Origin of the sequence: Pantoea piersonii (assembly GCF_003612015.1) — a bacterium.
GTDB lineage: Bacteria > Pseudomonadota > Gammaproteobacteria > Enterobacterales > Enterobacteriaceae > Pantoea > Pantoea piersonii.
The window spans coordinates 24,544-38,685 of record NZ_RARB01000014.1 but is presented as its reverse complement, the minus strand read 5'-3'; the positions used below and the strand labels follow the sequence as shown (position 1 = coordinate 38,685).

The following is a 14,142-nucleotide window of genomic DNA, read 5'->3' as shown; positions in this document are numbered from 1 at the left end:
TCCCCACGTAAAACTTCTAGCTCAGATTTCGTATAAATCAGTGAGGGTTCAATTGCTAGTATGAAGCTCTAATCTCAGGAAAAAACTTAATCGATTATTATAAACTGGGACCGCGGACCCAGCTTGCCGAATGAGCCGCAGGCTTGGTCATAGCTAATAATCTATGCAGGCCTGGGACCATGGTCACAACCAGCAGTTTGATGAGCCCTTGTAAGCTGGAGCTATCCCAGAGAAGAGCTCACCGCATACTAGATAATGATGAAATTAGACAATTTGGTTTTCCGTTGGGACCATGGTCCCAACAGACAATTCAGATAGCTGCGTTCAACTGGGACCATGGTCCCAGTGCAAAACATTAAGGATGTCGTTTTGAAAGAAGCTCTTCGAGTTGACTAATAAGAGACTGAGGGATTTTGGTTCTGTCCAGGCTGAACAGCACTTTATTCCCCTTATACTGTACCGTCGCGCCCGGGCCAAAATCTTTCTTCGTTGCCCGTTCACGAGTTGGAGCCTCAAATTTGGTTAATGCCGTATTCAGTTTCTGAATGATGACGTCTGGCTCATACAACAAGCCTTTTTTACGGTCTTCCGCAAGGGACTGAGCTTTTTCAGCTAGTAATGCTTCCTTTCCGTTAAATGCCTTGAAAAGCTGTTCGCCCGCTCTGGCCGAGAGTTCACCCGGATGTGAAAAGAGAGATATAACATTATGAGGTAGCTTTGATGTATTAACGCATCGAGTGATGATCTTCCGGGAAATACCCTCAGCGTCGGCCAATGCAGAGATGTTGTTCGCAAACTCATTTTCCAGCCTTAGCGCGTATCGTCTGCCACGTTCGTAAGCGCTGGTCGGTCGGTAATCATTGCCGAGCTTACATAGCGCATCCATCTGCTCATCATCAAGATCGCCCACTAAAACTCGATAATCTGAAGATGTCAGGATAGCCGTCATACGACGGCGGCTGCCATCGGCCACTTCAATACCGTCTTTAAGCTGGCGACCAAAAGCAGGTGTCTGCTGGCCGTTCAGAAGAAAAGAAGGGATCAAATCATCCAGTGAATTTTCCGTCAGGAATTCCTGGACGCGTTCATTGCCTGACCAGACACTTGTGGTTTTTTCTACGCGTTCCGCAGACACGGTTTCAAGTGTGAATTTAACGTCCCGGCCGCACACGGGTAAGACGATGGTATTCCCTTTTGCCATGGCTCCCACGCGTGAAATCAGAGAGTCCACCATCGGCGCGGCAGGCGCAGTAGAAGGAGCAATAGCAGGGGAGGAAGGAGACGATTTTGGAATGATCGGAGCACGTTTCATTAGCGGATCTCCCAGCGGGGCTTAATCAGGCGGTCGAAAATTTCGCTACAAACGGGTTCCCAGATAGACAACGCATTACGCCATGCACCGGTCGAAGAACGCTGATCAATAGCTTGTTCGAATACGGTTCGCATCCTTATCTGGCCTTTCCCCACTTCATCTGTTTCGCGGACAACATTTTTAAGAACCATACCGCCCCATGCGTCGCGGATCTGTTCTTCCATCCATGGAGATTGCGAACCGTTATTATTGCTGTATTTAGTAAGCAGGATCCTTACATCGGGTTCAAATCCCTGAAGATCGACGTTCTTCAACAGGTCACGGAGCATATCAAAGAACTGAAGGGCAGAGGTGTAGTCAAACAGCTCCGCCGGCGTTGGCACAATCAGCACGTCTGCCGCACACACAACATTGATAGTGCCGATACCCAGATTCGGCGCACTGTCGATGACAACCACGTCGTAGTCCTGCGCCACAGATTCAATAGCGAGTCTAAGCATCATATGTGGCTCGGTTGGCAGTTTGCCCTCGTCGTAGCGTCCCATGAGTTCGGTTTCAATACGATGTAAAGCCAGACAGGAAGGAATGATATCGAGGCCAGGCCAGCAAGTCTTTCTAATGGCATAAAATGCGTCATCTCGCTCGCCGAGGTAGAAGGGTAGCAGCGTATCATCGGCGTGAATATGCAGGTCAGGTACCCATCCGTGATACATGGAAGCAGTTCCCTGTGGATCGTTCCCTTCGACCAGTAGCACCCGCAAGCCTTTAAGCGCGAGATCTTGCGCCAGATGTACTGAGACGGAGGTTTTGTATACGCCCCCTTTGTGAGCGGCAATGCCAATCACGGGAGGGATACTTTCATCGGGCCTACGCAGGCGGGTCCCGAAAACATCCCTCATGTGATTAATCTGTTCAATGGTATAGCCCACTCGTTGCTCTACCCGACCACGCATCTCCAGATCGGGATAGGGCAGTCGTCCTGCTTTTTCCGCATCCCGGATTGCCTGAGGAGAGACGCCGATAAGATCGGCCGCTTCGCCAACACGCCATCTGCGAGTAATTTTCCGTGCCTCGGGGCTATCGTCATTAAACTGTGCCACGGCAATAGCTCGGGTCATTTCATGTCCAGCGGCGATACACTGATCAAGCGTATTCATCAGTCCCACAAACCTTCTCCTTTATCAACTTTGCATGGAAACATTAAATCTTGATATTTAGCGCAAAGCAACACCAAATTTGCAAATGGCGCTTATTATTGCAAAGTTTAAAATGAAACCTACTTGCCGTGTGGAGTGAACCACATCCTTAAAAAGCACAGTGTCACTGCTGGCTATCACGTTGAATGACCGCTTGGTCTTTGAAGCATGGTGCCGGTATTAGGGGTGAACTGCATCTGCCGTCAGCGATCATGGTCAGTACGAATACTTTTTATACACCTCGGTGACTCGTTATTTTCGTGGCCCGGCAGCGACTGAAGCGTAGTGGGGTGCGGATGATAGTAAAACATGCACATAGCCGAGCTATAGCGGAAGGTGTGCAGTGGAATTTCGATGCTGAACCTGTCGTCGTCATCCACCCGTGCCAGTCAGGTGAGCATCGCGTAATTGCCTGCGGTCGAGAAGGGTAGGGCACGGCGTTTGCTAGTGTTTTTGTCCATCTCAACTCTTGCCTGGTGAGCGTAAACATTCGTCTTATCTCGTTAATGCAGGGCAGGTTTTGACTGAGTTGACAATGACGTAGCCGTATTGTTTGACACTATATTAAGGGATTTCTTGCGTAGATTGGGTCGAAACACAGTTTCGCATGACGCCTAGAAGTTACCGGCGTCAGCGAGTGCAAACATATTTCATCTTCGGCTCAGTTCTGCTCATTACAGCTTATACACACTACAGTTTATCTGGGGAGGCGATTCAGTTATTGAGTGGAAGAGTGAAACCCAGCGTAACTATGTCGGTCAGCACCATAGGCTACTGCGACCCAGAGGGACATATCCTGACTTCTGGAGTAGGGATCTGTTTACTTACCCCGAAGCTTCTGAAGTGCCGGAACGGGATTAATCAGCAATCTTTGCAGCACCTTGTTAATCTTAGTCACGACATATGCCTGTGTTGAGGTGTAAGCGCGATCAATAGCCCCGACGAAATACTGCATAATGCTGTTTTCGGGACACTTACTATGCCGTATACAAGAAAGGTAGAGTAAGGCGAAAGCCTGACCAGATCGTTCTGGCCAAGCGGCTATTTGTAAAATTCTGCGCCGAGCTTTGAAATGCCTTTTACTGATCTGGCGGTAAACAATGTTGAAATGATGACGTGGTTCTTTGATAACGGTTCAGGGATCCGCAAGTATTTTGTGGATCCCTGAACCGTTGAACAAGCCGCAGGCGCGTTAGCTACTGCAAGGAGCCTTGGGCTGGCTGTATTTGCAGTTATCCACAAATCCACAAGCCCGATCCAATATATTATCCACATAGATCCTTATAGTACCAGAAAGATCCCCGCAGCTTGCAGGCCGCGCCACGTCTGGGCTAAGGCCTGATCCAGATGTGCGCTGGCGGGAAGATAATGTGCGCTGGTGGGAAAATGATGTGTGCTGGCGGGGTGGTAATGTGTGCTGAAGGGATGTATTGTGTGTGCTGACGGGATCAGGATCCATTTAATCCACATTTCAGATCGATGGCTCAAAAGTGAGATAAACTCATGACGGATAAGTCATTTATCGCTGATGCGCTTTACAGCGATATGATCACTAAAGAAAAACAACTCACCGTTAATTCTAATAATACCGTTCAGCCAGTTGCGCTAATGCGACTCGGCGTATTTGTTCCGAAGCCTACAAAGTCTCAGGGCGAGAATAATATTGTCGATGCGTCAGAGCTGTTTTCTCAGCTGGAGATAGCGAAAGCCGAAGGGTATGACAATATCAACATCTCCGGGCCGCGGCTTGATATGGACTGCGACTTCAAAGTCTGGATTGGCGTCATCTATGCATTCAGCAAATATGGGTTAAATTCCAATAAAATAGAGCTCAAATTTACAGAGTTCGCTAAAGGCTGCGGCTTTGCTTCCAAACGTATTGATGCCCGCCTGCGCAGCTCTATCCATGAGTCTCTGGGCAAACTGCGCAACAAGTCTGTTTCGTTTAAGCGCGGTGCTGATGTCCGCGGCAGCTATCAGACGGGCCTGCTTAAAACCGGCTATTTTGATGCTGATAAAGATATTGTCCAGCTTGAAGCTGATGAAAAGCTGTGGGAGCTTTTTCAGCTGGACTATCGTGTGCTGCTGCAGCAGCATGCGATTAAAGCCCTACCCAAGAAGGAAGCCGCTCAGGCTATATATACCTTCATCGAAAGCCTGCCTGCCAATCCCGTTCCTGTTGGATTTTCACGCCTGCGCGAGCGTCTTTCCCTGACCAGTTCAGTAAGCGAACAAAACCGCACTATCAAAAAAGCGCTGGAGCAGCTGCAGAAAATTGGTTATCTGGAATTTTCTCTGGTAAGAAAAGAGCGCGAGAACTATCTGATTATTCACAAGAGAAACCCCAAGCTTAAGCCTCCGGGTTTATAAAAATGTGTGCTGGCAGGATGTCAGATGCAGGCAACATGTGCGCTGACAGGCTACAGGCCAAATCTGCTGCAAAAGCCACCGCCATAATTGCTGGTCTGGCTCTTCAAGTTCTCGTGGAATGTGCGCTGTGAGGGAATCACTCTCTTTTTGCCCACCAGTACACATGCTAATGCCGTTATTCCCCGCCAGCACCCACCGAAGGTGTCTGAACTTCAGCCTTATCCTGCCAGCACATATATATATGCTGCTCCGAATTCTCTGTGTTCCCGACAGCACACATGCAGATGTTGTTCTGAGTTCTCTTTTCCCCGTCAGCACACATCAGCCAGTCTTTGCCAGTGACCCAACCGGCAGTATACAGACGCAGGCTGGATTCATCTGTTGTTCCCGTCAGCACACATGTTTTATACCGTAGGCCTTTAAGGCGCATTGTTTCTGTAGCAGGGAAAGCGACTTGTAACGCCTCGTTCCAGGATCAGGCTGAAGTGATCAGGGTCGCCCAAGAGAAGATCAACAAACTTCCCAATGAAAAGAACAAAGTGCTGATTGAACAATTCAAAACTAACCGCCGGCGCGTTACCACGTTGAAGCAAAGCGTCATTGCCAGGTACGTTTTCATAAGAGAAGCAATCTCCCTTAATCTCCGACTGAACGAGATGAAACCGATTACTGCAGGTGTGGTTCATGTGTCTCTGCCGGATCCGTCAGAATTGGAAGCGAAAGTTACTGTCTATATGGGGGCGCTGCAGACGCAGTTGACGCAAACAGCTGGGGACAATCTCCAGATCAGCGGTGAATTCGGAAACAAGGTATTGAGCAGAGAATAACGGACGTGCTCGCAAAATCCCTGGCTATCAGCGGGAAATGCAGCAGGCGCAGCTTACGGGGAGCTAAATTCAGCACCGCATTAAGTGGTATGCCAGTGACGTCCGCCAGCGGGGAAGCCTATCGAAGGCTTATGTCCGTTAGCTTCTGAAGCAGAAAACGCCGATTGGTATCTGATTTGCCGCACATGCTGAAAAACCGCATCTCACGCCTGATCAATAAGAGCTATAAAGGAAGTTGTGATCAGGATCCGCATTTACAGACAGCCTCACCTCGACACCACGGTTTTTATAACGGAACATTTGAGCGGCTCGGCCACCGATGATTTCGTAACGCAGGCGAGCTGTCCGGCATAAAAAAGCTCACTCAAGTTCTTGATGTTAAAGATACGCCGCGCATTTCCAGTTCCATATAAGGTCCTTTGCGGCTGGTTTTTAGATAATACAATTCACGTTTCCAGGACTAACGCAGCCAGATGAACATTCGGTCTGTCCTTTTTCGGATCCGTATTAAGGATGGAGGTATTCCAGCAATACGTTTGTCTCGTACAACTCTTTGACTGTCGTGATAGTATGTTCGTGTCATTTAGAGAGTAAGCACGGATGAAGAAGAAAAATAGCACCCCGACCCCTCATGATGCCACCTTCCGGCAGTTTCTCATGCAGCCTGAGATTGCCCGGGACTTTATGGAACTTCATCTTCCGGCAGAGCTACGCGCGCTGTGCGACCTCACAACCCTTAAGCTGGAGTCCGGATCCTTTGTCGAGGACGACCTCCGCCAGTACTTCAGCGACGTCCTTTACAGCCTGAAGACCACCGCCGGGGCCGGCTACGTTCACGTGCTGATTGAGCACCAGTCGTCTTCGGACCGGCATATGGCCTTTCGCCTGCTGCGTTACGCCGTGGCGGCTATGCAGCGCCATCTTGAGGCCGGTCACAAAAAGTTGCCGCTGGTGATACCCGTGCTGTTCTATACCGGAAAACGCAGCCCTTACCCGTATTCTACGCGCTGGCTGGATGAATTCGACGACCCGGCAGTGGCAGAGAAACTCTACGGCGGCGCCTTTCCTCTGACAGACATCACCGTTATCCCAGACGATGACATCATGAATCATCGCAGCATGGCAGCGCTGACCTTACTGCAGAAGCACATACACCAGCGCGATATGGCCACGCTGACCGACCGGCTGGCCACCCTATTGATGGCAGACTATCTTTCTTCACCACAGGTGACGGCACTGATACACTATTTATTACAGGCGGGAGAGTCGGCCGACTCCGAAGCCTTTGTTCGCGAACTGGCACAGCGTGTGCCGCAACACGGAGACGCACTCATGACTATCGCACAGCAGCTTGAACAGAAGGGCATTGAGAAAGGACGTATGGAAGGTCGCATGGAAGGACGCCAGGAGGGGATCCAGCTTGGAGAGCAGCGAGGAATTGAAAAGGGCGAGCGTGAAGCGACCCTGAAAATTGCGCGTACCATGCTGCAGAATGGCCTTGACCAGAATATTGTCATGCAGATGACCGGCCTGACGGAAGATGAACTGGCGCAAATTCACCACTGAGTTGCCCGACCATTTTCTCGGGCGCTCTTCCAGATGTCCAGATACGCCTTCTGATGCACCCGGTTCCTTTTCGGGGGCGGGGTGTCCGCAGTGAAGCCTGCAAATACAGTTCTTCGGGATGCGTCCTCAGCATTTTGACCGAATAATTCGTCAGCACATCTCTGTGTAAGAAAACTGCAATTTTTCCCGCCAGCACACATCTATCATCGGTGTCAGTATGCTTCCGTCCGGCACCTGTGTTTATACCTAACTGAAGAAAAGGTTCGTAGTTTATGGAGCAAAATTCTTTCTGTGCCTTATCCGGAAAGTTGCCGGAAACAGGCGAGGGCACGCTCTTTAACCAAACACCACCAGCTATACTCATAATTTGATCAAGAGGCATTTGATTCGTTCAGGCGGGGTGGCATGATGAGAACCGCAGCGAGATGCTCCTCATTTTTTGTGCACTGTCGAAAGCATTTTCATTGAGCGACAGGGATCCAGACTTGCCAGAGGTTCAGCCAGCAGAGAGTGACCCGACCTGGGTTTCCGGCTGCTTGATTCAGGGAAGAAACAATGCCCGTCGTAACGCACCTGACGCTCAAAAATTTCAGAAAGTTTTCTTCGCTGTCTCTTTCTTTCCAGACTTGTAGTGGTCAACTAAAACTGGCCGCCGCTTTAGAGTTTTTCCAGTATCGGTTTTCCGATTCGTTTGGGGGTAACCCACCGTTATAGTCATGCGGTCTTAGCGAGCTGTAATATCCGACGATATAGTCTGTGATCGCATGAGCAGCTTCGCTAAAGTTTATATAACCTGTCAGTGGCACCCACTCGTTTTTCAGACTTCTGAAGAAGCGTTCCATCGGGCTGTTGTCCCAACAGTCTCCACGTCGGCTCATACTCTGTTTGATTCGGTTCCGCCACAGTAACGGCCGGAACTGCCTGCTTGTATAATGACTGCCCTGATCGCTGTGGAACATTACTCCGACAGGCTTGCCGCGCGCTTCCCACGCCATTTCCAGCGCTTTGATGGTTAGTTTGCTGTCCGGTGAAAATGACATTGCCCAGCCAACAGGTTTCCTGGCGAACAGATCGAGAACAACGGCGAGGTAAGCCCAGCGCCTGCCTGTCCAGATATACGTTACATCGCCGCACCACACCTGATTAGGCTCTGTCACTGCGAACTGTCGCTCAAGGTGATTTGGGATAGCGATGTGTTCATGGCCACCACGTTTATACCGGTGGGTGGGTTGCTGACAACTCACCAGTCCTGGTTCTTTCATGAGCCTGCCGGCAAGCCAGCGTCCCATTCTGAAGCCTCTCAGGGTTGCCATAATCGCGATACTTCTCGCGCCAGCAGAGCCATGGCTAATGTTATGTAGCTCCAGAACCTGACTACGTAATACAGCCCGCTTGCCGTCTGGCTTTTCGGGGCTTTTCACCCAGTATTTGTAGCTGCTGCGATGAACCCCGAACACGTGGCAGAGTGTGACCACAGGATACTGCGCTCTGAGTTTCCCGATTAACGAGCACTGTTCAGGGAGTCTGACATCAAGAGCGCGGTAGCCTTTTTTAATATGTCGTTTTCCATTTCAATACGTTGTAGCTTTTTCTTCAGCTCGCGTATTTCAATCTGTTCCGGGGTTATCGGGGAGGCTTTAGATATTTTGCCCTGTCGTTCATCCCGCAACTGCTTTACCCATCGCGTCATGGTAGAAAGCCCCACATCCATAGCACTGGCCGCAGCTGCAACGGTATAGTTCTGATCAAGGACCAGTTGAGCGGATTCGCGTTTAAATTCTGCGCTGAAATTTCTTTTTTTCATTGGGACACCTGTAATGTTCTGAGGTGAGCATATCACCTCTGTTCAGGTGGCCAGTTTTTGTTGACCACTACAGGTATTTTGAGGAGTAATCTTTCACTCTGCCCGGCAGACTTTTGCCGGGCGTGAATTATCGGGTAACGTACAGAAACGTCTCCTCTTCTTCATTATCGATAAACTCGCATTAATGTCTGGCAGCTAACCCGCTAACCCGTCATATTCCCACTCACCCCACCCTGAAATCCCTCAACGCACGTTTTGCTGTTTCTAATTCCTCTATACGTTTTGCGGTGAGATCGCTCTGCTGCTGATGCTCGTTTTTACGCTGTTTCAGAAACGCGTCTACCGGTTCAAAAATCTCATTCACCACCTCGCGAATCACCCCCTGCCATGCGTGTTTCAGCCCCTCCATCAGCGTGGCGGCGGTGTCTTCTGCGGCTTCACGACGGCGACGTCTTGCCTGCTTTAATTTTTCATTTTCATTCACGGCCTGATAAATATTCCAGGCTCCCACGCCCAGAGCAATGGCGGGGCCTGCTAAGCGTCCTGCCGTGGCGGCCCAGCGTTCGATGGTTTTCTTACCAATTCCTTTAAACAGGTTTGGCAACAGATCTTTGGCAATCACTAACCCTTTTTTGGCACCGGCCTCGGCAAGGGCATTCACGTCCAGTTTGTCGCTGTGGCCCATCACCTGCTTCATGCCCTGTTTCCAGGCAGATTCCTCTTCTTCACTCTGGAACGCCTTTACGTCCGGACTCTCTGCCTGAGCCTGCCGCATCTCGGCGACCTGTAAGGTTTCGCCAATGTCCTCCAGCTTGCGCTGCGTTTTGGGCAGTTCACTTTCCAGTAACGCCTGCTGTTGCTGGAAAATCTTATCTGAGACCACTTCCAGTTCGCGGCTGAGGTCCGCTTCAAAGACGTGCTTAGAGCGGCAGTTTTCCAGCAGGTCATCAATGGTGCCTGCCAGGACGTGCTGATGCTTCTGAATGTTTTTCTCTAACTGATCATGGAGTTGCAGGCTCAGGCGCTCGCGCTCACTCTCCACGCGCAGTTTGGCGTCCTGCAGGGCCTCGCTTTCCGGGCTGGCATCGATTTTGGCGAGCGAGAGCAGGGCGGTATCAATGGCCTGACGCAGGTCGCTGTAACAGGTATCGAGCACGCTGTATTGATCGGTTTCCTGCAAGAACTGCGACAGTTGCTCTTCCAGCAACGCGATCCCGCTGGAATTGATCAGTCCTCTCTTCTGCTCAAGCCTTCCCTTGAGCGCTGAACGGGCATTCACCAGATGGATACTGACTTTGCTGAGGATATCGCCGATCTGCGCCTCGTCGGCGGCATCTTGGAGGCGCTGTCTGAGTTGATCGACGATATGAAGATATTCAGGGGATTCGGGTTTAAGGCCGGTTTTATTGTTAACGATCAGCATGACGCGACGCTCTTTTTCGACCAGCGAAATCAGCGCCTGCCAGGTCGATTGCTCCTCGACCGCGCCGCCGGTGGCGACGACGAATAACACCACATCAGATTCACGCAAATGCGCTTCCGTCACCTGCTGATGTTCCTGCGGAGCGTCGATGCCCGGCGTGTCATACAGCGTATAGCCGCGCCACTGATAGCCCGTCACCTGATCGGTCATGGGCCTGTCCGCCATTTCTGCATCAGCCCGGCCCATCAGTGCGTTAAGCAAGGTGCTTTTCCCGGCGTTATAGACGCCGTACACCATAATCACCGGCTGCAATTGCTCGCTTTTCGTCATCAGGCGTTTGCCCAGCAAGGCGGCTTCACCCGCTGGTAAGGCCACGTCGAGCGTCTCCTGGCAGTGGTGATAAACATCAAAAACGTGTTGATAATCAGGCAGGTTCATTGTTAAGCAACTCCTCTTTCAGGGCCAGATGCTGGCTAAGTAATTCCTGTTGTAAGGCAGTCAGGGCGGTATGGATCTCTGTCACCCAGACTTTGATATCGCCATAGAAGGCGTTCTCCAGCATGATCGTGACCGCGCCCAGTTCGCGTTCAGCCCGATGGCTTAACACTTTGCGGGTTTTTAACGCCACCTCCACGCGGTTATCGCCGACTTCGATATCTTCATATTCGGTTGAATTGAAATTTTCCCCAATTTTGCCGCCGCCGTAGCCGCCCATCATGCCGCCGAGCAGGCCGCCGACGGTGGCACCAATGGCGGTTCCTATACCCGGAATGATGCTTCCCGCGACTGCGCCGATCGCCGTGCCTACCGCCGCGCCACCGGCTTTCCCGACGTTTTCCCCCAGTCGTGAGTGAAAGGCGATGCGCTCTGTGCGCTTTTCAAAACCGGGTATCGCCTCGTCAATGACATCCAGTTGGTTGAGGTTAAGTGTCAACTGATCAAAGCCCTGCTGAACCTGAGTAAGCAGCGCCGCTTTGCTGGTCGCAATCTCCTCTTCCCACACGCTGGCGCAGTGCGACAGGTACTGGCGGTTATCCATCGCGTAGCGATCGATCAGACGTTCGATTTTCGGTTGAAGCCGCTGCTCCAGCTCAAGACAGAGGCGTTCACACTCCTGATGCAGTTTGTGCGCGGCGTCGTCCAGCCCGGCGGCCACGTCATTCAACAGCGTGATGATGTCATCGCCACTGTTGATCAGATAATCGCAAACATTTTTGTGGTTAATCAGCGGTGTGCGCTGTTTGATTTTGATACCGTCGGACTGCGCGATCCGCGCAACGGTTTCGGCAAACGTCTTTAAGCCGCTCTCCTGCCAGCGTGCGTTGCGCTCTGTGTCTGCGCCTTGTCGCGCATACTCGACCGAGATGGATTGCACCGTAACGCCCGCTTGATGGCTGTCCACCAGCGCAGAAAGCGACTCGCTGACATAGTTTTCCTGATCGGCGCGATCGGCATCTGACTTCATGATCAGTTGAGAAACGGGATTACCTTCGTCATCTTCATCTTCGTCGATAATGTCGCTGGCCGGGATCAGCACCATCATCGGCTTGTTCTTCTCAACCACTTCGCGCATTACCTCCAGATCGCTTTTGCGACCGGGGCTGCTGGAACTGGTCAGATAGATGATAAGGTCGGCGGCATCGCTGTACTCCTGCGCCAGTCGGCCATTTTCAGCGGTTACGGAGTGAATACCGGGCGAATCAATCCAGGTCAGCCCAGGCAGGGTGAACCCCTGAATAGCGCTGGTGGTCTCTGAGACGCCAACGGAAAAATGTTGCTGTTGCGCCATTTTCTCTGCCGACATCTTCTCCGTTGTGCCGCTATCCACTTCACAAAAGAAGGCGGGTTTCGGTTCAGCCTGGCTTTTCAGCGCCGCATCTGGGCAGGGGTGGCCCCAAGCAATGTAATTCCCGAACGAGGATTTACCGGCTTTGACTTTGCCGTAAACGTAGACCATTAGTGCATCATCGAACTTCTGGCGAAAACGGTTTTTCCGCTGATAGCTGAGTATCTCCCCGACCTGGAGGCGCAGCATCTCTCGCAGCCGTGCGGTGTGGTCTTCAACAAATCGCAAAAAAGGATGGTCACGCCGGAGTGCGCTGGTGGCCCAGGGATCACGCTGTTGTGTGTCGGTGAGTGCTGCCAGCAATGGACTAATGCGCGCTTCGTACTGTGTAATCCTGTTGCCCGTGGAGCTAAATCCCTCTGCCACCTGCGAAAACACGGCGAGCAGTTCATTACGGTTGGCTGGAGAGGTGATCATTGATCCTCCTCCTCAGAAATACGCTGACTGAGCGCGAGCAGCTCCGCGATCTCACCCTGCAACTGGTGAATACGCGTCTGCACCTCACTGGCGTTGCCGACATATTCCAGGTCCGGTAACAGCGCCCGCAGTTTTGCAAAGCTGTTATTTACCGTCGCCGGAGTGCTTAACGCAGTTTCGAGATTAACCGCCGTGAGTGTGTGCCAGTTATTGGGCTGGGTGCGTTTCAGAAACGCAGCATGATCGGCCAGCAGTCTCTCCAGGCCTTTGCGGGCATCCTGAACCAGTGCCGCCCGGTTCAATTCCCGGTTACGCATTTGCTCTTTTTCCAGCGCGTCGCGCGCCGCCGTCTCACGGCTGTTGCTGCTATCAGATGAAGAAGATGAACTGCTGCTGTCTGAGGAGGCGACGGCTGTAATCACTGCGCCTACAACAGGAATAAGTAACCACCACATCGTTTTTTCCTTAAATGTCAGATTTTTTCTCATCAGGGATACGTTGACGCAGGGCGTTGAGCAGTTGCTTCGCTGCCTTGCGAAACGCTCTGTCCTCATCTTTATGTTGCTGAAGCAGCGCGTTCATCTGCTCTTCGCGCCGGGCAAGCGCCTCAGTGATGGCACCCTTGAGCATGATGTCGAGATGTACTTTTTCCAGCGCCCGCCCGGAAACGAGCGAAGCGTTGGCCTCACTGACGCGGGTAGTGATGGCTGCCAGCAGCTGCGGAATGCCGCTGCGCTGAACCAGCCCAGGCTTATTCGTCAGCGTGCCTTTAATAAAACGCGGGCTTGAGGTGACAAACAGCGGCAACGGCTTAGCAAAACGCGTGGAGAGAATCCGGGTAATGGAATCAATGCTCTCTTGCTGGTGGGCTTCTACGCTATCGGCGTGGGTAAGCACCACGATCAATCGTTGCGGCAGATCGGGGATATGGCGCATCAGCGTATCAAGAAAATCGAGTTCCACCTGCTCAAGCGTGCCGGTGCGCAGGGTGTGGGCAAAAAGAACCGAATCCGCTCGCAAAATGCCGCGCCAGGCGGTGTGATCATCACTGTCACTGGCATCAATGCCTGGCGTATCGAGCCAGTCAATGTTGTCCATCGTTATCGACTGCACGTCTGCCGTGGTGCGACTCGCGCCGGTGGCGAAATACTCCCGTTCCAGGTGTCCGGTCAGCATATTCAGTAATGCGCTTTTCCCAGCATTCATCAGGCCGCAAATGGCCACCTGATGGGGTGCTGTGGCCTGCCTGATACTTTCCCAACGCAGGTAATGCTCAGCGAATGCAGGATCTTCTCTCTGCATCAGCGTCAGTCCGTCAATATTCCCCATCGTGATTCCTTATGGTTGACTCAACCTTTTATCTGTAAGTAACAAGCGTGCA

General features: G+C 51.7%; 10 protein-coding genes. 3 read left to right on the top strand and 7 right to left on the bottom strand.

The window, feature by feature from the left end:
- Positions 1–355 precede the first annotated feature (355 nt).
- Complete coding sequence (locus tag D7S44_RS22095) at positions 356–1,312, bottom strand: ParB/RepB/Spo0J family plasmid partition protein (RefSeq protein WP_120458366.1); 957 nt, start codon at positions 1,310–1,312, stop codon at positions 356–358.
- A complete protein-coding gene (gene sopA, locus D7S44_RS22090; RefSeq protein ID WP_120458365.1) occupies positions 1,312–2,478 on the bottom strand; it encodes a plasmid-partitioning protein SopA in 1,167 nt (388 codons plus the stop codon). Before sopA ends, D7S44_RS22095 begins: the two co-directional genes overlap by 1 nt.
- A 1,533-nt stretch (positions 2,479–4,011) precedes the next feature.
- Here sopA and D7S44_RS22080 point away from each other — a divergent pair.
- The 3 genes from D7S44_RS22080 (at position 4,012) to D7S44_RS22070 (ending at position 7,271) form a co-directional block, all read left to right on the top strand.
- The gene (locus D7S44_RS22080; protein ID WP_120458364.1) at positions 4,012–4,878 is read left to right on the top strand and encodes a RepB family plasmid replication initiator protein; all 867 of its coding nucleotides are present in this window, start codon (positions 4,012–4,014) and stop codon (positions 4,876–4,878) included.
- Between the two features lie 485 nt (positions 4,879–5,363).
- A complete protein-coding gene (locus tag D7S44_RS22075; protein WP_120458363.1) occupies positions 5,364–5,705 on the top strand; it encodes a hypothetical protein in 342 nt (113 codons plus the stop codon).
- A 600-nt stretch (positions 5,706–6,305) separates the two neighbouring features.
- Positions 6,306–7,271, top strand: a complete 966-nt coding sequence (locus D7S44_RS22070; protein ID WP_120458362.1) for an Rpn family recombination-promoting nuclease/putative transposase — start codon at positions 6,306–6,308, stop codon at positions 7,269–7,271.
- A 635-nt stretch (positions 7,272–7,906) separates the two neighbouring features.
- Here D7S44_RS22070 and D7S44_RS22065 read toward each other — a convergent pair.
- The 5 genes from D7S44_RS22065 to D7S44_RS22045 all read right to left on the bottom strand — a co-directional run bounded on the left by D7S44_RS22065 (position 7,907) and on the right by D7S44_RS22045 (position 14,063).
- Positions 7,907–9,075 (bottom strand): IS3 family transposase gene (locus D7S44_RS22065; protein ID WP_120458361.1). Its coding sequence is split into 2 segments (ribosomal slippage): positions 7,907–8,826 and positions 8,826–9,075, totalling 1,170 coding nucleotides; the frame shifts between segments, so codons are not numbered across the junction.
- Positions 9,076–9,298: 223 nt separating this feature from the next.
- The gene (locus tag D7S44_RS22060; RefSeq protein ID WP_120458360.1) at positions 9,299–10,936 is read right to left on the bottom strand and encodes a GTPase; all 1,638 of its coding nucleotides are present in this window, start codon (positions 10,934–10,936) and stop codon (positions 9,299–9,301) included.
- Positions 10,923–12,761, bottom strand: a complete 1,839-nt coding sequence (locus D7S44_RS22055) for a dynamin family protein (RefSeq protein WP_120458359.1) — start codon at positions 12,759–12,761, stop codon at positions 10,923–10,925. Before D7S44_RS22055 ends, D7S44_RS22060 begins: the two co-directional genes overlap by 14 nt.
- Complete coding sequence (locus D7S44_RS22050; protein ID WP_120458358.1) at positions 12,758–13,216, bottom strand: hypothetical protein; 459 nt, start codon at positions 13,214–13,216, stop codon at positions 12,758–12,760. The genes D7S44_RS22055 and D7S44_RS22050 overlap by 4 nt, the downstream gene beginning before the upstream one ends.
- Before the next feature lie 10 nt (positions 13,217–13,226).
- The gene (locus D7S44_RS22045) at positions 13,227–14,063 is read right to left on the bottom strand and encodes a GTPase (protein WP_240629526.1); all 837 of its coding nucleotides are present in this window, start codon (positions 14,061–14,063) and stop codon (positions 13,227–13,229) included.
- Between the last annotated feature and the right edge of the window lie 79 nt (positions 14,064–14,142).

Coding starts and splice junctions, on each gene's coding strand:
- D7S44_RS22095 (WP_120458366.1), bottom strand. CDS start 1,312: ATGAAACGTGCTCCGATCATTCCAAAATCGTCTCCTTCCTCCCCTGCT.
- D7S44_RS22080 (WP_120458364.1), top strand. CDS start 4,012: ATGACGGATAAGTCATTTATCGCTGATGCGCTTTACAGCGATATGATC.
- D7S44_RS22070 (WP_120458362.1), top strand. CDS start 6,306: ATGAAGAAGAAAAATAGCACCCCGACCCCTCATGATGCCACCTTCCGG.
- D7S44_RS22060 (WP_120458360.1), bottom strand. CDS start 10,936: ATGAACCTGCCTGATTATCAACACGTTTTTGATGTTTATCACCACTGC.
- D7S44_RS22055 (WP_120458359.1), bottom strand. CDS start 12,761: ATGATCACCTCTCCAGCCAACCGTAATGAACTGCTCGCCGTGTTTTCG.
- D7S44_RS22050 (WP_120458358.1), bottom strand. CDS start 13,216: ATGTGGTGGTTACTTATTCCTGTTGTAGGCGCAGTGATTACAGCCGTC.
- D7S44_RS22045 (WP_240629526.1), bottom strand. CDS start 14,063: ATGCAGAGAGAAGATCCTGCATTCGCTGAGCATTACCTGCGTTGGGAA.